This window comes from Sphingobacterium sp. UBA7249 (genome assembly GCF_002472835.1).
GTDB classification, from domain to species: domain Bacteria; phylum Bacteroidota; class Bacteroidia; order Sphingobacteriales; family Sphingobacteriaceae; genus Sphingobacterium; species Sphingobacterium prati.
Genome location: NZ_DKST01000001.1, coordinates 403,359 through 419,389, shown reverse-complemented (window position 1 = coordinate 419,389; position 16,031 = coordinate 403,359). Strand labels below are relative to the sequence as shown.

Here is a 16,031-nt window from a genome sequence, read left to right as displayed (position 1 = left end):
TGCTTTTTACTAAATAATTTAAGTTTAATTTTAGTGTCATAAAACGGCTACAGTACTTGTTTTTTTTTCATAAATTTATTACTTTTTATTGCCCTAATTTGCAAAATAAATTTATGAAGAAGCTATGCTATGGTCTCTTGCTATTATTGTCTCTAAAAGCACAGGCGCAAGAGAATATTACCTTTCAAAAACCGACTTCCGAAATTTTGGCTTTGGCCGATTTTATCCGGCCCCCTCAAATGAAGATGTCCAGTGATAACAAATGGATGTTATTCAGCTACCGTGCGACCTATAAGAGTTTGGCGGAACTGGGGCAGGAAGAAATGAAACTTGCTGGATTGCGGATCAATCCCCGTACAAATATGGAAAGTTCAACCATGTTTTTCGAAAAGATCGGATTGAAGAGAATTGGGCAACAAACTGAATATACAGATTTTGAAGGAATGCCAAAAATACCTTCCTTATCCAATTTTGTATTTTCTCCTGACAATAGCCGCCTAGCATTTACCAATACAAACGATGCCGGAACAGCCCTGTTTGTATTGGATTTAACGACAAAGACCGTCAAGCAGTTGACAGCTTACAATCTAAATGCCACATTGGATGCCCCCTTTCATTGGTTAAGTAATTCCAAGCGGTTAATTATTACAGCCTTGCCAAAAGAGAAAAAGGCCTTATTGGATCCTTCTAAAGATCTACCTACTGGACCTGTAGTGTCAACGAGCGATGGTAAGGTATCGCAATTAAGGACCTATCAGGATCTTTTAAAAAATCCCCAGGATGAGCAGAATTTTGAAACGCTGGTGGAATCCAATTTACAATTTGTGGATTTGGATGGGACAATTTCTAATTTTAAAGATAAAGGTATCTACACAGGGCTGGCTTTTTCGCCAAATGGTGCTTATGTGATGGTAACAACAATAATGAAACCATATTCTTATGTCGTGCCGGCTTCCCGTTTCCCGCAACAGACGCGCATCTTTGACCTATCCGGAAAAGAGATTGCTTTGGTTAATGAAGTACCTTTAACAGAGGTCATGCCGAAAGGGTTTTCTTCGACACGTCCAGGAAGACGGTCCTTGCAATGGCGGGACGACCAACCCGCAACCTTAGCTTATGTTAAAGCTTTGGACAGCGGTGACGCTAGTAGAGCCGCAGAATTTCGTGATGCTCTTTATACATTGGATTACCCTTATCAAGGCGATGGAAAGCTAATTTTCAAAACCAAAGACCGGTACGCGGGCGTTGTGTGGGGCAACGATAAGTATGCCTTGGTCCATTCGCAATGGTATGACACCCGCAACGCCAAGACTTTTGTTGTCAACCCTTCTACCGGTGAATCGAAATTGTTGCATGATCGAAATAGTCAGGACGTCTATAATGATCCGGGCACAGTACATCAGGAAAAAAATGCATTTGGAACCTACAGCATGTATATCGACAAGGATAAAACCTTGTTTGTGGGCAAAGGTTTTACCAAAGAAGGGGAGTTTCCTTTTGTCGAAGAATTGGACCTCCAAACGTTAAAGAAAAAACGATTGTATACGGCCGCCACATCTGAGTTACAGGAACGGATCGGAACGATTGTAAACCCAAAGACTGGCGAATTGTTGGTCTCACTTCAATCGGCGTCGGTCTATCCAAATTATTACCTCAAAAATATGAAATCTGGCAAGCAGGTGGCATTGACAACATTGGAAAATCCATTTAGATCGCTTGAAAAAGTACATAAGGAAATCTTAAATTATAAGCGTAAGGATGGTGTGGAACTCTCGGGTACCTTGTATCTGCCTGCTGGTTACGATTTTGACAAAAAGGAAAAATTACCCTTGCTGATGTGGGCTTATCCGCGGGAATATAAGAACAAAAGTACAGCCGGTCAAAGCACAGCAAATCCGAAAGAGTTTACATTTCCAAGTTATGGATCTTTTATATATTGGGTTTCCAAAGGATACGCCGTCTTGGATAATGCCGCATTTCCGATTGTGGGTGAAGGGAAGAAAGAACCTAACGACAGTTTTATCGAGCAGTTGGTCGCTAATGCTGAGGCGGCAATCAATGCGGTTGATAAACTCGGCTATATTGACCGAAAAAAAGTAGCTGTAGGCGGGCATTCGTATGGCGCCTTTATGACGGCGCATTTATTGTCCAATTCAAAACTATTCGCAGCAGGAATTGCCCGTTCAGGAGCCTATAATCGGACGTTGACACCTTTTGGTTTTCAAAGCGAACAGCGAAATTTTTGGGATGACCCAAAGCTGTATATGACCATGTCTCCATTTGTCAGCGCTGACCGTATGAAGACCCCTTTATTGCTTGTCCATGGCGGAGCTGATAATAACCCTGGCACATTTACCTTACAGACAGAGCGTTATTTTCAAGCCTTAAAAAACCTAGGTGCGCCTGTACGCATGGTTATTCTGCCACGGGAAGCCCATGGTTATGTGGCTAAAGAGAATATCTTCCACCTCCTATGGGAACAGGACCAATTTCTGGAAAAATATTTAAAGAACTAGTTCCCGTTTTCGAATATGGAAAGAGACTGTTTGAAAGAAGCAGTCTCTTTTTTTATTTAGCCTATTTTCCGAAAAAAGATGTAAAACAAGAACATTTTGTTCCGCTAAGTAGCGGGTAGACCGCTTTAGATGACCATGCCCTGTTCTTAAGTATTGAACACAGTTGCTTAACAACAATAGGGGTGAAATCTATAAAAGAATAAGGTTGATTATGCCTAGAATTTTAATTAAGTTTGGATAATTTACCAAAGGGGAAAATCCGATTATGAGGCCTGATATCTTTAGAGAAAAATCTCCATTGTCTTCTGACGACTGTTTTGTGGTCTTTGATCGAAGGAAATCTTCTTTTACCTTTCCAGTCCATATTCATCCCGAGTACGAGCTTAATTATGTAGAAGGTGCTGCTGGTGCCCAGCGGATTATTGGTAATTCGGTAGAAACGATTGGTGAGCATGACCTGGTACTGATTGCAAGTCCTGAGCTTGAGCATGCCTGGAAAGATGGGGAATGCCAATCCAATGATATTCATGAAATCACGATCCAGTTTCACCCCTCGCTCATCGAACAGTATTTGGATAAAAAGCAATTTGCAAGCATACAACAGCTTTTGGCCAAAGCCTCGCGCGGGGTGGTTTTTGGTAAGAACACGGTTGACCGTGTCCTCCCGCTGCTCCGGATACTGACTTTGGAACGAGATGGTTTTTATTCGGTGATGAAACTGTTTGTCTTGCTCTATGAACTGTCAAAAGGAGAGGATATCCGTATCCTATCTACAGCAACCAATACTGTTTTGAGCAATAGCGAGCTGCTTATGGGGCGTTTGCAAGAATATGTGGTTACCAATGTCAATAAAGAGTTAAATCTACCTATGGTGGCTGCGATCATGAACATGAGCAAGTCGACCTTCTCCCGTTTTCTAAAAACAGCGACAAGCATGAATTTTACAGACTATCTTCTTGATTTCCGGATTAATATGGCGGTTCGTTTATTAAAAGAAGAAACTCCGATTGCTGATATCGTTGAGCAATGTGGCTTTAACAGTGTCTCTTATTTTTACCGTGTATTCAAAAAGAAGAAGGGGATTACTCCAGTTGAGTACCGCAATAGCCTACGCAAACAACAGATGATTATCTAGTTGTATTTTGATTATTGAATTATTCCGTTCTCTCCTGGGATCCACAGCATTTTTTCTGAACAAATAGTTTGGGGAAGTTCATCGTATTGATGCCTTCCTTAAAAATGGCTTTATATCTAGGCTATTTGTTTATTACTACTCTTAAAAGCTGTGCTGAACATCGTTAATCAACTTACTTCATACTTCAATTGCAGTGAGTCCAAAGTTCAATGAAAAAATCGCCTATTTATGATAATGTGCTGTTTTATAGTGTTTTTTCGGTGCTGCCAAAATTCACTTTATTTGTTGAATTTTACCGTCTTTTTGATTTTACGCAATCGTTTGTATTTGTTTTTTACTGTTTTTGAAATCAGAAATATGAACTAAAAGTACAATATAAATGAGCTGATCTTGCTATTCGTGACCTTTCCTTTTCTCTAATTTCGTCTGATAAACCAATAGTCGCATACCAATTACGTATAGGCATATTATATACATCTATCTATTTATTGTAAACCTTAAATACAGACAAAATATGAGAAAAACTGCTTTACTACTCCTGCTTTCCGCCTATGGAACGTTTGCTTGGGCTCAGCAATCTCAAAAGGTACGGGGGAAAGTACTTGATGCAGATAATAAGCCAGTAGTGGGCGCTACGGTGAACATTAAAGGCGGTACCGCTGGTACAAAGACGGACGCCGATGGTTCGTTTGCGCTTGATGTTGAGAAAGGAAAGACCCTAAAAATTACTTATGTGGGGATGAAGGAACAGGAGGTACTTGTCAATGACGCGGCAACCTATAGCATCGTCCTTCAATCGGGAACTGACTTGGATGAGGTTGTTGTGATCGGATATGGTACAGTGAAAAAAAGTGACCTGACTGGTGCCGTCGCATCAGTGACTGGAAAAGATCTACAATCTAATTTAGCCAAAAGTGCTGCTGGGGCTTTGCAAGGACGTGTTGCTGGTGTGACGGTATCCAGTGCTAGCGGAACGCCTGGTGCAGGTATGAGTATTAACGTCCGTGGTTTAAGTTCTTTGGGTAATAATGCGCCTCTATACGTCATTGACGGGGTATTTGGCGATATCAATATGGTGGATCCGAATGACATTTCTTCGTTGGAAGTTTTGAAAGATGCTTCTGCGGCGGCGATCTATGGATCTCGGGCGGCCAATGGTGTCGTCATTATTACCACAAAAGGTGGTAGAAAAGCAAGCCCAGCGACCTTAAGTTTAAATGCATACACGGGGATTCAAAGTCTTCCTAAAAAAATGGATTTGATGGATGGCCCACAATGGAAAGAGTTTCAGCATGATAATGGGTATCTACCAACAGAAGCGCAAAATCTGAATACAAATACCAACTGGCAAGACGAAGTGTTTCGCACAGCCCCAGTTAATAAGGTCAATCTAGATATTTCGGGAGGGGGTGAACAGTCGACCTATAGTGTGTCCGGAGGTTATTTAAATCAACAAGGTATTTTGAAGACTACCGGTTATAAAGCCTTCAATCTACGTACAAAAAATACCTTTAGTTTTTTTAACAACCACTTACGGGTAGGAAATACCTTCTTGATAAAATCAGGTGACCGTAAATTTTCAGAGCTGACCATTACAGATATTTTGCGGCAAAACGCGCTGGTACCCATTTATGATGCCAATTTAGTTGGTGGATATGCTACTTATGCGCCATGGATGAAGAACTTGGACAATCCAGTGGGGATTTTGAACTTATTTAACCGACATGTATATCAGACAGATCTCATGCTCAATGGATATGCTGAGGTGGATCTGTTCGTTAAAGGGTTGAAATATAAATTGAATGTTGGGGTTAATCGAACGACAGGAAGGAATTATAATAAAGGGGACGCCTATACCTATGGTACCGATGTGCGTAAATCTTTTCTTAATGAAAGCGCATTTTTTAACAATCAATGGTTAGTTGAAAATACATTACATTACGATAACACATTTGATAAACATACCATTTCTATTCTAGCAGGTTATTCTGCGCAAGAAAATACCAATCGCGGTTTTGGTGTGGGAAGAAATAATCTTCCATTAGGTACGGATGCTATTGATGCAGCTTCTCCAACAGAACAAACAACCTCAGGTAGCTTAAATGAAGCCGCATTGATTTCCCAGTTTGGACGGGTGATGTATAGTTATGATAGTCGTTATCTACTTACAGCTACAATACGTCGTGATGGTTCTTCCAAATTCGCAGATGGAGCCCGATATGGGGTATTCCCGTCTATCGCTTTGGGTTGGAACGTGATGAATGAGAAATTTTTCGAAACAGCAAAAGGTACAGTCAATGAATTTAAACTCCGTGCTAGTTATGGTCGACTGGGTAATCAGGAAATTGCAAATTACACCACACAGCGGATAACCACCTACGGTATCAATTATTTACAAGGAGGTACCTGGTGGCAGGGGGCAAGTACAGGTATCAACTGGGTTTCGCCTCGAAATCTGACTTGGGAAGAAACAGCGACAAGCAATATTGGGTTGGATTTGGCATTTATGCAAAAGAAATTGAACATCAGTGCTGATTATTACGTGCGTGAGACCAAGGATATTCTTCTAGGTATCAATCAACCTCCTTCCGCTGGACTTAAGGGAACACCAGTGATGAATGCGGGTACAATTAGCAACAAAGGTTTTGAGCTATTAGCGACATACAAGAATTCTGTTGGAGAATTGAACTATAACATTGGCATTAATGCTTCTACCGTGAAAAATGAAGTGAAGGCTGTTACTATAGGTAATGTACAGGAATTTGGAGGTTATAATCCGCAAGGGGAGGGAACGATCACTTGGGCCAAGGTTGGGTATCCAATAGGAGGCTTTTGGGTAATCCAAACAGATGGACTTTTCCAGTCAGATGCTGAAGCTCAAGCCTATAAATCAGCAGAAGGTAATGTAATTCAACCGAATGCTGCTGCGGGGGATATCAAATTTGTAGATTATAACAAAGATGGTCGTATTGACAATAATGACCGTCAATATGTTGGAAGTCCTTTCCCTAAACTTGCTTATGGTATCCGCGGGGGCATAGACTATAAAGGATTCGATATGACTGTCTTTTTTGATGGTATGTATGGTAATAAGATTTATAACTATACCCGAGCACGCACAGAACAAACCAACGAAGTGAATAATCATTCCGTTCGTTTACTGGATTCTTGGACAGCAAGCAAACCAAATACGGATATTCCACGGTACACGCGAGAGGATCCAAATGACAATAAGCGCCGGGTCAGTGACCGTTGGATTGAGAGCGGAGCTTTCTTCCGTTTAAAAACGATTGAAGTAGGCTATACATTGCCAGCACAATGGCTAAGTAAGGCTACTTTGAAAAATGCACGCGTATTTCTGGCTGGAGACAATTTGTTTACAGTGACAAAATATAAAGGCTATACACCAGATTTGGGCCAAAGTAATGGTGATAATGGAACACCATCAGGTGTATTGACAGCTGGTACAGATCATGGTCGTTTCCCATTGGCACGAACGATTATGTTTGGTGTTCAGGCTAATTTTTAATGGATAATCGATCTGTTATATAAATAAATTTTATGTTTTAAAATACGATATAGATGAACTTTTCAATAAAAAAATATACGGTTATAGCGGCGTCCTTATTGTTTTTAGGAGGTTGTAAGTCAGATTTTTTGGATCGAAACAACCCCAATTTACCCATTGAGGAAACCTATTGGAGAATTGAATCCGATGCTCAATCTGCAATGGCTACGATTTATTCACCAATTCGCTCACAAATGTCAGGTTACTATGGGGCCTATGGTGGCTATCAAACGATGAATAGAGCGGACGATATGTGGTTTCTCAGTGGTGAGGAAGCGTTTACTTGGGAATATATCAATTTTCTCAATTCAGCGGGTACGCCGGAGAGCGATTTCGGTAGCTTGTATAGTGGAATAAACAGAGCAAATGTGTTTTTGAAAAATATCCCACGGGTTTCGATGGATGAAAACAGGAAGAAGGAATTGGTGGGGGAAGCGAACTTTTTAAGAGGGATGTATTATTTTCTGCTGGCGGCAAATTATGGTGATGTGCCTTTGCGTGTGTTGCCGACAGATGATGATCCAGATGGCGCGAGCAAACCTTCAGCACCGGAAGCCGAGGTCTGGAAACAGGTCATTGCGGATTTTAAAATAGCGAAGGACAATCTACCGGTAACACGATCTGCAGCCGAAGCTGGACGGATTACGAAAGGGGCAGCGGTTGCCTATCTGGGAAAGGCACTGGTATATACCAAACAATATGCTGAGGCCGAAGCTGAACTGAAAACCTTATTGACAGCACCCTATACCTATGATTTGATGACTAATTTTGAAGATAATTTCAAGGAAACGACCAAACTTAATAAAGAATCAGTTTGGGAAATAGTCTACGATAGTAAATTTGGAGGGGATGGCAATTGGGGCGTAGATTGTGCTTCTTGTGCTATGGGATTCGTTCTACCGAACTTTGCTGGGCCAGATGGCACAGGTGCTTGGTTTAAATTAATGCCAGGGGCAGCTGTCGTTCGTGACTTTATTTCGGAAGAACGTCCTGCGGGCGCTGATACGCGTTTTGATAAACGGATGTATACGAGTTTCTTTTGGAAATACTCTGACTATGAAACGGGACTTACTGATGGTGCCTGGTTTGGGAATCAATCTTTTGACCTTATGTGGAGCAATGCTGGACCTAAACGTCAGCGCGGTGAGCCTACTTTCCCAACAATTGATGGTAAAACTGGTCGTTTCCTCATTAAGAAGTATACTAATTTTTATCGCAATATCTCCGGAGCAAATAGTATGTATGATGCTGCCAACCGGAATAATAATCTTCGTGTATTCCGTTTTGCTGAAGTATTGTTGTTGCATGCCGAAGCCTGTGCAAAAAATGGAAACACCGCTGGAGCCGCATCTAGTTTGAAGCGTGTTCGTGATCGCGCAGGTTTAGCAAATAAAACTTGGGCCAATGCCGATGAGTTGATGAAGGAGGTGATCAAACAAAATGAACTGGAATTTTTCTTTGAGGGACATCGCTTTTTCGATCTAAAACGCTGGTATACACCAGCACAAATGAAACAGATTTTTGTCGATAATAAGAAGCAGGGGGCTAATAATTTCCAACCTAAGCATTATTATTTGCCGATTCCTGAAGGTGAGATCAATACAAATGGAAAAATTCAGCAACATCCATTGTGGCGATAAAGAATTTATTGGGAGGGTTGTTCGATCCTCCCAATAAAATCGTAAAAACGGAAGTATCGTTAATTCTTCATCCCTTTAAATTTATTCATCATTAAAATTGAAAAGTATGATGGAGAATGATCTAACATTAATTTTAAAAGGCCTAAAATCTGATCCCCTGAGACAGATTTCGGAACTTTCATCTCATTGCCTTCAGATCATCTTTCGTTTATATGCATACTTGCTCGTAGATCAAGTTCGTATGATAGCTGATTTTCTCCTGTGCTATTGAGTTGATAACAAGAATTGATTTGCAAAGAATATAAAGATGATTGTTGAGGTTTTAGTGGCCGTAATTTGATACAGGTGTTGTATGCATTCCATTAAGTTTTATCCAGCACGGTATTTTCGCTGGAACATAGAAAAAGCTCCATTTTTTTAACGAAATAACTGTATGATAGCTACGAAAAGAATAGGTAGGTCATTTGAAAATATGGTTCTGTATCCTGCAATATTAATTTTATTGCTTGTTTCTTGTAAAAAAGATCAGGAAAGACCGGTAGAATCAATCGCAAAACTATCCCTAAGTGCAAAAGTTGAGGATGGCGAGCTATTGCTGGACATCGCAAAAAAAACAGAAGAGTATATCTTCCATTTTGAAAAAGGAAGTGTAAACATTCCTCTGGAGGATATTTCAAAAATAGAACCTGAACTGGAACGCTGGCGCACTGATCTTACATTTAGTGACGGGTCCAAATTGATAGTTCCGACGAAAGGGAAATCGCTCGATTATACGATCGAAAAGATCAAACTCAATCCCTCGGGGTATAACCCATTGGCAGCCATGGTCGATCTCTGGCTACCTACTTATGGCCGTGTAAAAGTGATAGTGCAAGGGAAAAACGGATCAGCTGGTACAATTACACATTTATGCCATGCCGATATTCCACGTCAAAGTGTGCCTATACTGGGCTTGTATCCTGATCACGACAACGTCGTTAATCTGATTTTTACCGATCGGGAAGGCAATGAACGGGGGAAAACTACCATACATATTCAGACTGCGGCATTGACAGTACAAGACTTCCCAAGGTGGAAGATTGTAAAATCCCGAGCAGACAAAATGGAGCCGGGACTGAACCTCGTACATTATCCTGGTCGAAGTGAAGCCGATGTTTCACTTCCTTATATGGTCGACCAAGAGGGGGAATTACGCTGGCTTCTACAGCTTAAATCATCTCCCGAATTGCAACGTCTCTCTTATTCCATTGGCCTTAAGCGTACTAAAATCGGAACTTTTATTGCCGGTGACCAAGCGCAGCAAAGGGTAGTGGAAATTGATATGTTCGGAAATTTGAAACGTGAATGGGATCTTGCCAAAATGGGCTATGGATTTCACCATGAAATTACAGAAGCTACTAATGGTAATTTTTTGATAACAGTCACCAAGAATTCCGCACGTTTGGTGAATGGTGAGCCTCGTGTTAATGATCATATCATCGAATTGAATCCTCAAACAGGAGATTTAGTCAATGAATGGGATCTCAGCAAACAACTTGATACCATGCGCTATGTAAAACCTGACGGCATTACACCGCCTGCATTCTCACAGACGCCCAATAATTGGGCACACAACAATTCCATTGCAGAAATTGGAGATGATTTATTGGCGACTTTACGTTATCAGGGTATCTTGCGTTTTAATCATTCCGGACAGCCACAATGGATGATATCTCCACATAAATTTTGGGAGGCGAAATATCAACCGTTGTTGTTGAAGCCTATTGCAGAAGATGGCTCAGTCATTACGGATCCCGCTGTTATTAATGGTGATGCAAGCACCGCCGGATTTGATTGGCCGTGGGGGCCGCATACTCCTGTAGCCCTTTCTGAGGATCGTATTTTGGTATTCGATAATGGCTATAACCGTAATTGGATACCCAATTTTGGATCGGGAGCAAACAATTATAGCCGGGTTGTTGAATATAAAATTGATGCGGCCAAGAAAACTGTCCAACAATTGTGGTCGTATGGAAAAGAAAGGGGAACCGAAGCCTTTGCGCAGGCCTTATCCGGTGTACAATACCTGTCACAGACTGGCAATATACTATTCTTTCCGGGTATGGGTGTGAAAACGAGTGCTGGAACTGGTGGCCGGGTGATGGAGATTAACCCAAAGACGAAAGAGCTTGTCTTTGAAATGGAAATCACTACGGGTAGTGGTACAGCATTTCATCGGGTAACGCGTCTACCACTTTATCCAGCGAATTTATAACTAAAATTTTTTTGATCTTACGTATTTTTATGTCCGAATCCTTTGAACATCAATGTGTTTATGTCGTCGAAAAACAACGCTTATTATTGGAGAAAGCAAATGTCGGACTTTCTAATGCAGGGAAAGTAGTAACCCGTTATTTAAATCCGGTCATGACCAAAGAGCATATTCCGCTTACCTGGCGCTATGATTTTAATCCTCTGACAAATCCACATTTTTTAGAACGTATCGCTTTCAACGCAACAATGAACGCCGGGGCTCTCTATTGGAATGGTAAATACCTGTTGTTCCTCCGGGTGGAGGGTGTTGACCGGAAATCCATTTTTGCCATTGCAGAGAGTGATAATGGCATTGATAACTTCCATTTTTGGGCGCATCCATTGCTGCTGCCTGATTTGGACAATGAAGAGACAAATGTCTATGACCTACGGCTTACGGCTCATGAAGATGGCTGGATATATGGTGTTTTTTGTAGTGAAAAGCACGCTTCTGATGCTGCTGCGGGTGACCTGTCCAGTGCTGTTGCCGCTGCGGGAATCATCCGTTCAAAAGACTTGCTGCATTGGGAACGCTTACCCAACCTGAAAGCGAATAGCCAGCAACGTAATGTGGTACTGCATCCTGAATTTGTACAGGGTAAGTATGCCTTTTATACACGTCCCCAAGATGATTTTATTCTCGCAAAGAGTGGGGGTGGTATTGGCTGGGCACTCGTGGACGATATTACCAGAGCTGAAATTCGAAAAGAAAAGATTATCAATAAACGTTTTTATCATACCATCAAGGAACTCAAAAATGGGGAAGGGCCTGCACCGCTGAAAACGGAAAAAGGCTGGTTACATCTTGCGCATGGCGTGAGGGGGGCTGCAGCAGGTTTACGCTATGTATTGTACCTCTATCTCACCAGCTTAGCTGACCCCAGTGAATTAATTGCCGAACCTGCGGGCTATCTTATGGCACCTGAAGGGGAAGAAAGGGTCGGCGACGTCTCCAATGTATTGTTTTCCAATGGCTGGATTAAAGATGCAGATGATAATGTATATATTTATTACGCTTCCAGCGATACGCGGACGCATGTTGCGGTTTCTTCGGTGCCTAAACTGCTGGATTATTGCCTGAATACGCCCGCTGATGGGCTTCGTTCCGCGGAATCGCTTCAGAAAGTGGTCAATCTGATTGATCATAACGCGCGTTATGTGAATAATGAAAACAGCGGACCGAAGAGTCATTTCGTAAAATAGAACGAGGTGAAGCTAATCGGTAAGCTGTATTTTGCTTGTTGTGTAAAACGTAGCCTAATTTATAAGATGGGCTTAATCAATTTGCATCGGGCAGAGACTAATGGGATAATCAGGTAGAAAATAAAGGAATACATAAACAAAAGAAAGCTATAATGAATAACCAAATGTTATGCTAAAGAACACTCCAATTAAAATATGCGCACTCATTAGTTTATTGTGCTTGATGTCTTTTGTGCGTGCACAAGGACAGGCTGAATTGAAAATTATCTCCTATAATATCTGGAATGGGTTTGAACAGCAAGCGGATCGCAAGACGAAGTTTAGTGAATGGATGCAAAAAGAAAAACCTGATATTGTGGCGTTACAGGAATTAGTGGGTTTTAAGCAAACTGATCTACAGCAATTGGCGAAAACATATGGACACAGTTACACTGTATTGTTAAAGGAGGAGGGTTATCCCGTTGGGATTTCATCGCGCTATCCGATCACGCTCATCAAAGCCCAGCTGGATGGGTTTTGGCATGGTATGCTGCATGTTAAGATCAGAAATTTAAATTTTATCCTGACGCATCTAAGCCCCTTTTCCTGGGAGTTTCGCCTCAAAGAAGCAATTCAGATTACGGAATATGTGAAGAAGAATCTGCTCGATAGCTGCATTATTCTGGGCGACCTGAACGCATATTCTCCCTTAGATGCCATCTGGCTAGAGAAGAAACCTATACTCAAGGCAAATTTGACAAAATGGGATCGGGAGCATCCGCAATTTGGTAATATGAGCTGCGGTAGATTTGATTACAGGGTCTTATCTACTTTCCTGGCAGCAGGTTTTGACGATTGTATAGGACGGTCTGTGTTTCCGGATACTAAGCGCGCGAGCTACCCCGCTGCAACGCTTTATAATTGGACATGGGGAGACTCGCGCCTAGCGGCTATTTCTGAACGTCTTGATTATATCTTGATATCAGAGCCATTGGCGTCGCATGTGAAGCAGGTCGAAGTGCACAATAGTTCCGCGTTGGAGGGAATATCCGATCACTACCCGGTTTCGGTGCTCATTGACCAATTGGAGAAATAGAAATATAATTGTAGATTGCGGATGACCACGAAAAGAATATTCATGGAAATTTCCGTAATAGATATAGTTATCATCATTAGTTACCTACTAACGATGATTGTGATTGGTTTGATCCTTAAAAAAAGGGCCGCCAAAAATCTTGACTCCTATTTTTTAGGCGGAAAATCGCTGCCCTATTATATGCTTGGTATTTCTGATGCATCGGGTATGTTTGATATTTCCGGAACCATGTGGATGGTCTATCTTGCCTTTGTATATGGCTTAAAAAGTATGTGGATACCCTGGTTATGGCCTGTCTTCAATCAGATCTTTCTGATGGTTTATCTATCGGTATGGCTGCGACGGTCGAATGTATTGACCGGTGCAGAATGGATCCGTACACGTTTTGGTCACGGTAGAGGGGCCGATGGCGCTTATACCATTGTCATTCTTTATGCCATTGTTGCGGTGCTGGGATTTTTGTGTTATGGCTTTATTGGTATAGGAAAATTCATGGAAGTGTTTTTCCCGTGGGAGCAGTTGTCCCGTTTTATACCATTGACGATTGATCCCGCTATGGCTCCGCAATTGTATGGCATTTTCTTTACAGCGATTACAACTTTTTATGTTATGCTGGGTGGGATGCACAGTATTGTCTGGGCAGATATGGTCAAATTTGGTATCATGATTATTTCGGGGATAGCTATTGCTGTTATTGCGATGCAGCAGGTTAGTCCGGAACTTCTGGCAGCTAATACACCGGAAGGCTGGGACTCACCTTTCTTTGGCTGGCAATTGGACTTAGATTGGCGTACTTTACTTCCTTCCATTATGGATAGGATCGCTGCAGATCAATATAATCTATTCTCCATATTTGTCATGATGATGCTTTTTAAGGGCATATTTATGAGTATGGCAGGGCCGGCCGCCAATTACGATATGCAGAAAATATTGGCTTGTAGATCTCCGAAAGAAGCAGCCTTAATGAGTGGTTCGGTTTCTGTAATCCTGCTTATTCCCCGCTATTTAATGATTATGGGCTTCACGGTATTGGCATTGGTGTTTTTTCGGGATGAATTTGCACAAATGGGCAATCAGATGGATTTTGAGATTATTTTGCCCAAAGCGATCAGCCGCTTTGGAAAGGTTGGGTTGACCGGATTATTACTAGCGGGCCTTTTGGCGGCATTTATGTCTTCTTTCGCTTCAACAGTCAATGCAGCACAGGCTTATCTGGTAAATGATGTGCTGTTGAAGTTTATGTATCGGTCTGCTTCACCCAGGAAGCAGATCCGTTTGAGTTATGTTGTTTCTATCGCAGTGGTCGTCTGTAGTACCATTATTGGTTTATACGTGCAGAATATCAATTCGGTATTACAATGGATCGTATCCGCCTTATACGGTGGGTACATTGCGGCCAATGTATTAAAATGGCACTGGTGGCGGTTTAATGGCGCTGGATTTTTTTGGGGGATGTTGACTGGCATATTTGGTGCAGTAATACTCCCACAGTTTTTTCCAGATACCCTTCCGTTATATTTCTTCCCGTTCTTGTTTACCCTTTCTTTGCTGGGCTGTTTTGCGGGGACCTGGTTATCTAAGCCCACCGAAGAGGATGTCCTTATTGATTTTTATGTGCGTATACGACCTTGGGGCTTTTGGGCGCCTATTCACCAAAAAGCGCTTGAAAAATACCCGGATCTGAAAAAGAATGACCACTTTAAACGAGATATGTTTAATGTGCTTGTTGGGATAATATGGCAATGTTGTTTGACATTGCTTCCGATGTATATTGTGATTAAAGAGGGGCAGGGATTGCTGACAACAATCTTGATATTGGGAATTACTACGCTTATCCTTAAAAAGAACTGGTATGATAAAATGAACCGTGACGAAGAGGAGTATACTATTTTTATGGAAAAATATGGCCTGCATACAAAAGATAAGACTGCTGTTGATTAGCCCTAGCCCAGAGTGCCTGCAGATACAGAAAAAGGACATGATTTCTGTTTGAAAATGTCCTTTTTCTGCAAAACGGATTAGTCGATTCCGATCAGTTAATTACTCGCTTTAACCTTAAAGGGAACCACATATTCTCCCCATTCCAAGGATACAGTGCCTTCTGGTGTAGCACTTATCTTAAACTGCTCTTGCGCATTGCTGCTTGTGCCATTGCTAACGGAGACACGTAGGGCATCTTCATTGGCTTCATATTTTGTTCCCCATTGGTTCCATACTTTGTTGAACATCAAGGTTGTTTCGTGTTCTCCGGGGATACTATAAAGACCGTATTTTCCAGCGGGCAGTTTTTTGCCTTCGACCAGCACATCCTTATTAAATTCGATCGTGGTGGCTTCGTTGGCTCCGGTACGCCAAACTTTTCCAATGGGAGCGATATCAACACCAAGCTGACGGCCTTTAAGTGAAGGCCGGCTATAATTGATATCGATCGTAATACCATCGGTTGTGGTTACTTTGGTGTGGTCTGGAGGACTTGGACGTTTGCTTTTGTCTGTCTGCGCAAAGGTAAGTTGACCTATTAAGGTCAAAATTGTGAAAATTAATACTCTCATAGCATGCTTATTTTTGATTAAACACTTAAATATAAGATTTTTATCTGCGT

General features: G+C 41.7%; 9 protein-coding genes. 8 read left to right on the top strand and 1 reads right to left on the bottom strand.

The window, feature by feature from the left end; all coding sequences use genetic code 11:
• The first annotated feature begins 113 nt into the window (after positions 1-113).
• From B4A24_RS01400 to B4A24_RS01365, 8 genes are all read left to right on the top strand, one after another.
• Complete coding sequence (locus tag B4A24_RS01400) at positions 114-2,516, top strand: S9 family peptidase (RefSeq protein WP_293941711.1); 2,403 nt, start codon at positions 114-116, stop codon at positions 2,514-2,516.
• Positions 2,517-2,781: 265 nt separating this feature from the next.
• Entirely contained in the window at positions 2,782-3,651 is an 870-nt protein-coding gene (locus tag B4A24_RS01395) for an AraC family transcriptional regulator (protein WP_293941708.1), read from the top strand.
• Between the two features lie 514 nt (positions 3,652-4,165).
• Positions 4,166-7,180, top strand: a complete 3,015-nt coding sequence (locus tag B4A24_RS01390; RefSeq protein WP_293941705.1) for a SusC/RagA family TonB-linked outer membrane protein — start codon at positions 4,166-4,168, stop codon at positions 7,178-7,180.
• Positions 7,181-7,233: 53 nt separating this feature from the next.
• Positions 7,234-8,859, top strand: coding sequence for a RagB/SusD family nutrient uptake outer membrane protein (locus B4A24_RS01385; protein WP_293941702.1), 1,626 nt, complete (start codon positions 7,234-7,236; stop codon positions 8,857-8,859).
• Between the two features lie 433 nt (positions 8,860-9,292).
• A complete protein-coding gene (locus tag B4A24_RS01380; protein WP_293941699.1) occupies positions 9,293-11,113 on the top strand; it encodes an aryl-sulfate sulfotransferase in 1,821 nt (606 codons plus the stop codon).
• A 29-nt stretch (positions 11,114-11,142) separates the two neighbouring features.
• Complete coding sequence (locus B4A24_RS01375; RefSeq protein ID WP_293941696.1) at positions 11,143-12,354, top strand: glycosidase; 1,212 nt, start codon at positions 11,143-11,145, stop codon at positions 12,352-12,354.
• Between the two features lie 169 nt (positions 12,355-12,523).
• Entirely contained in the window at positions 12,524-13,429 is a 906-nt protein-coding gene (locus B4A24_RS01370) for an endonuclease/exonuclease/phosphatase family protein (protein ID WP_293941693.1), read from the top strand.
• A 42-nt stretch (positions 13,430-13,471) separates the two neighbouring features.
• The gene (locus tag B4A24_RS01365) at positions 13,472-15,370 is read left to right on the top strand and encodes a sodium:solute symporter family protein (RefSeq protein WP_293941690.1); all 1,899 of its coding nucleotides are present in this window, start codon (positions 13,472-13,474) and stop codon (positions 15,368-15,370) included.
• A gap of 95 nt (positions 15,371-15,465) precedes the next feature.
• Here the strand turns inward: B4A24_RS01365 and B4A24_RS01360 are convergent, their stop codons facing one another.
• On the bottom strand, positions 15,466-15,981 hold the full coding sequence (locus tag B4A24_RS01360) for a DUF2911 domain-containing protein (protein WP_293941688.1): 516 nt from the start codon (positions 15,979-15,981) through the stop codon (positions 15,466-15,468).
• Positions 15,982-16,031 lie beyond the last annotated feature (50 nt).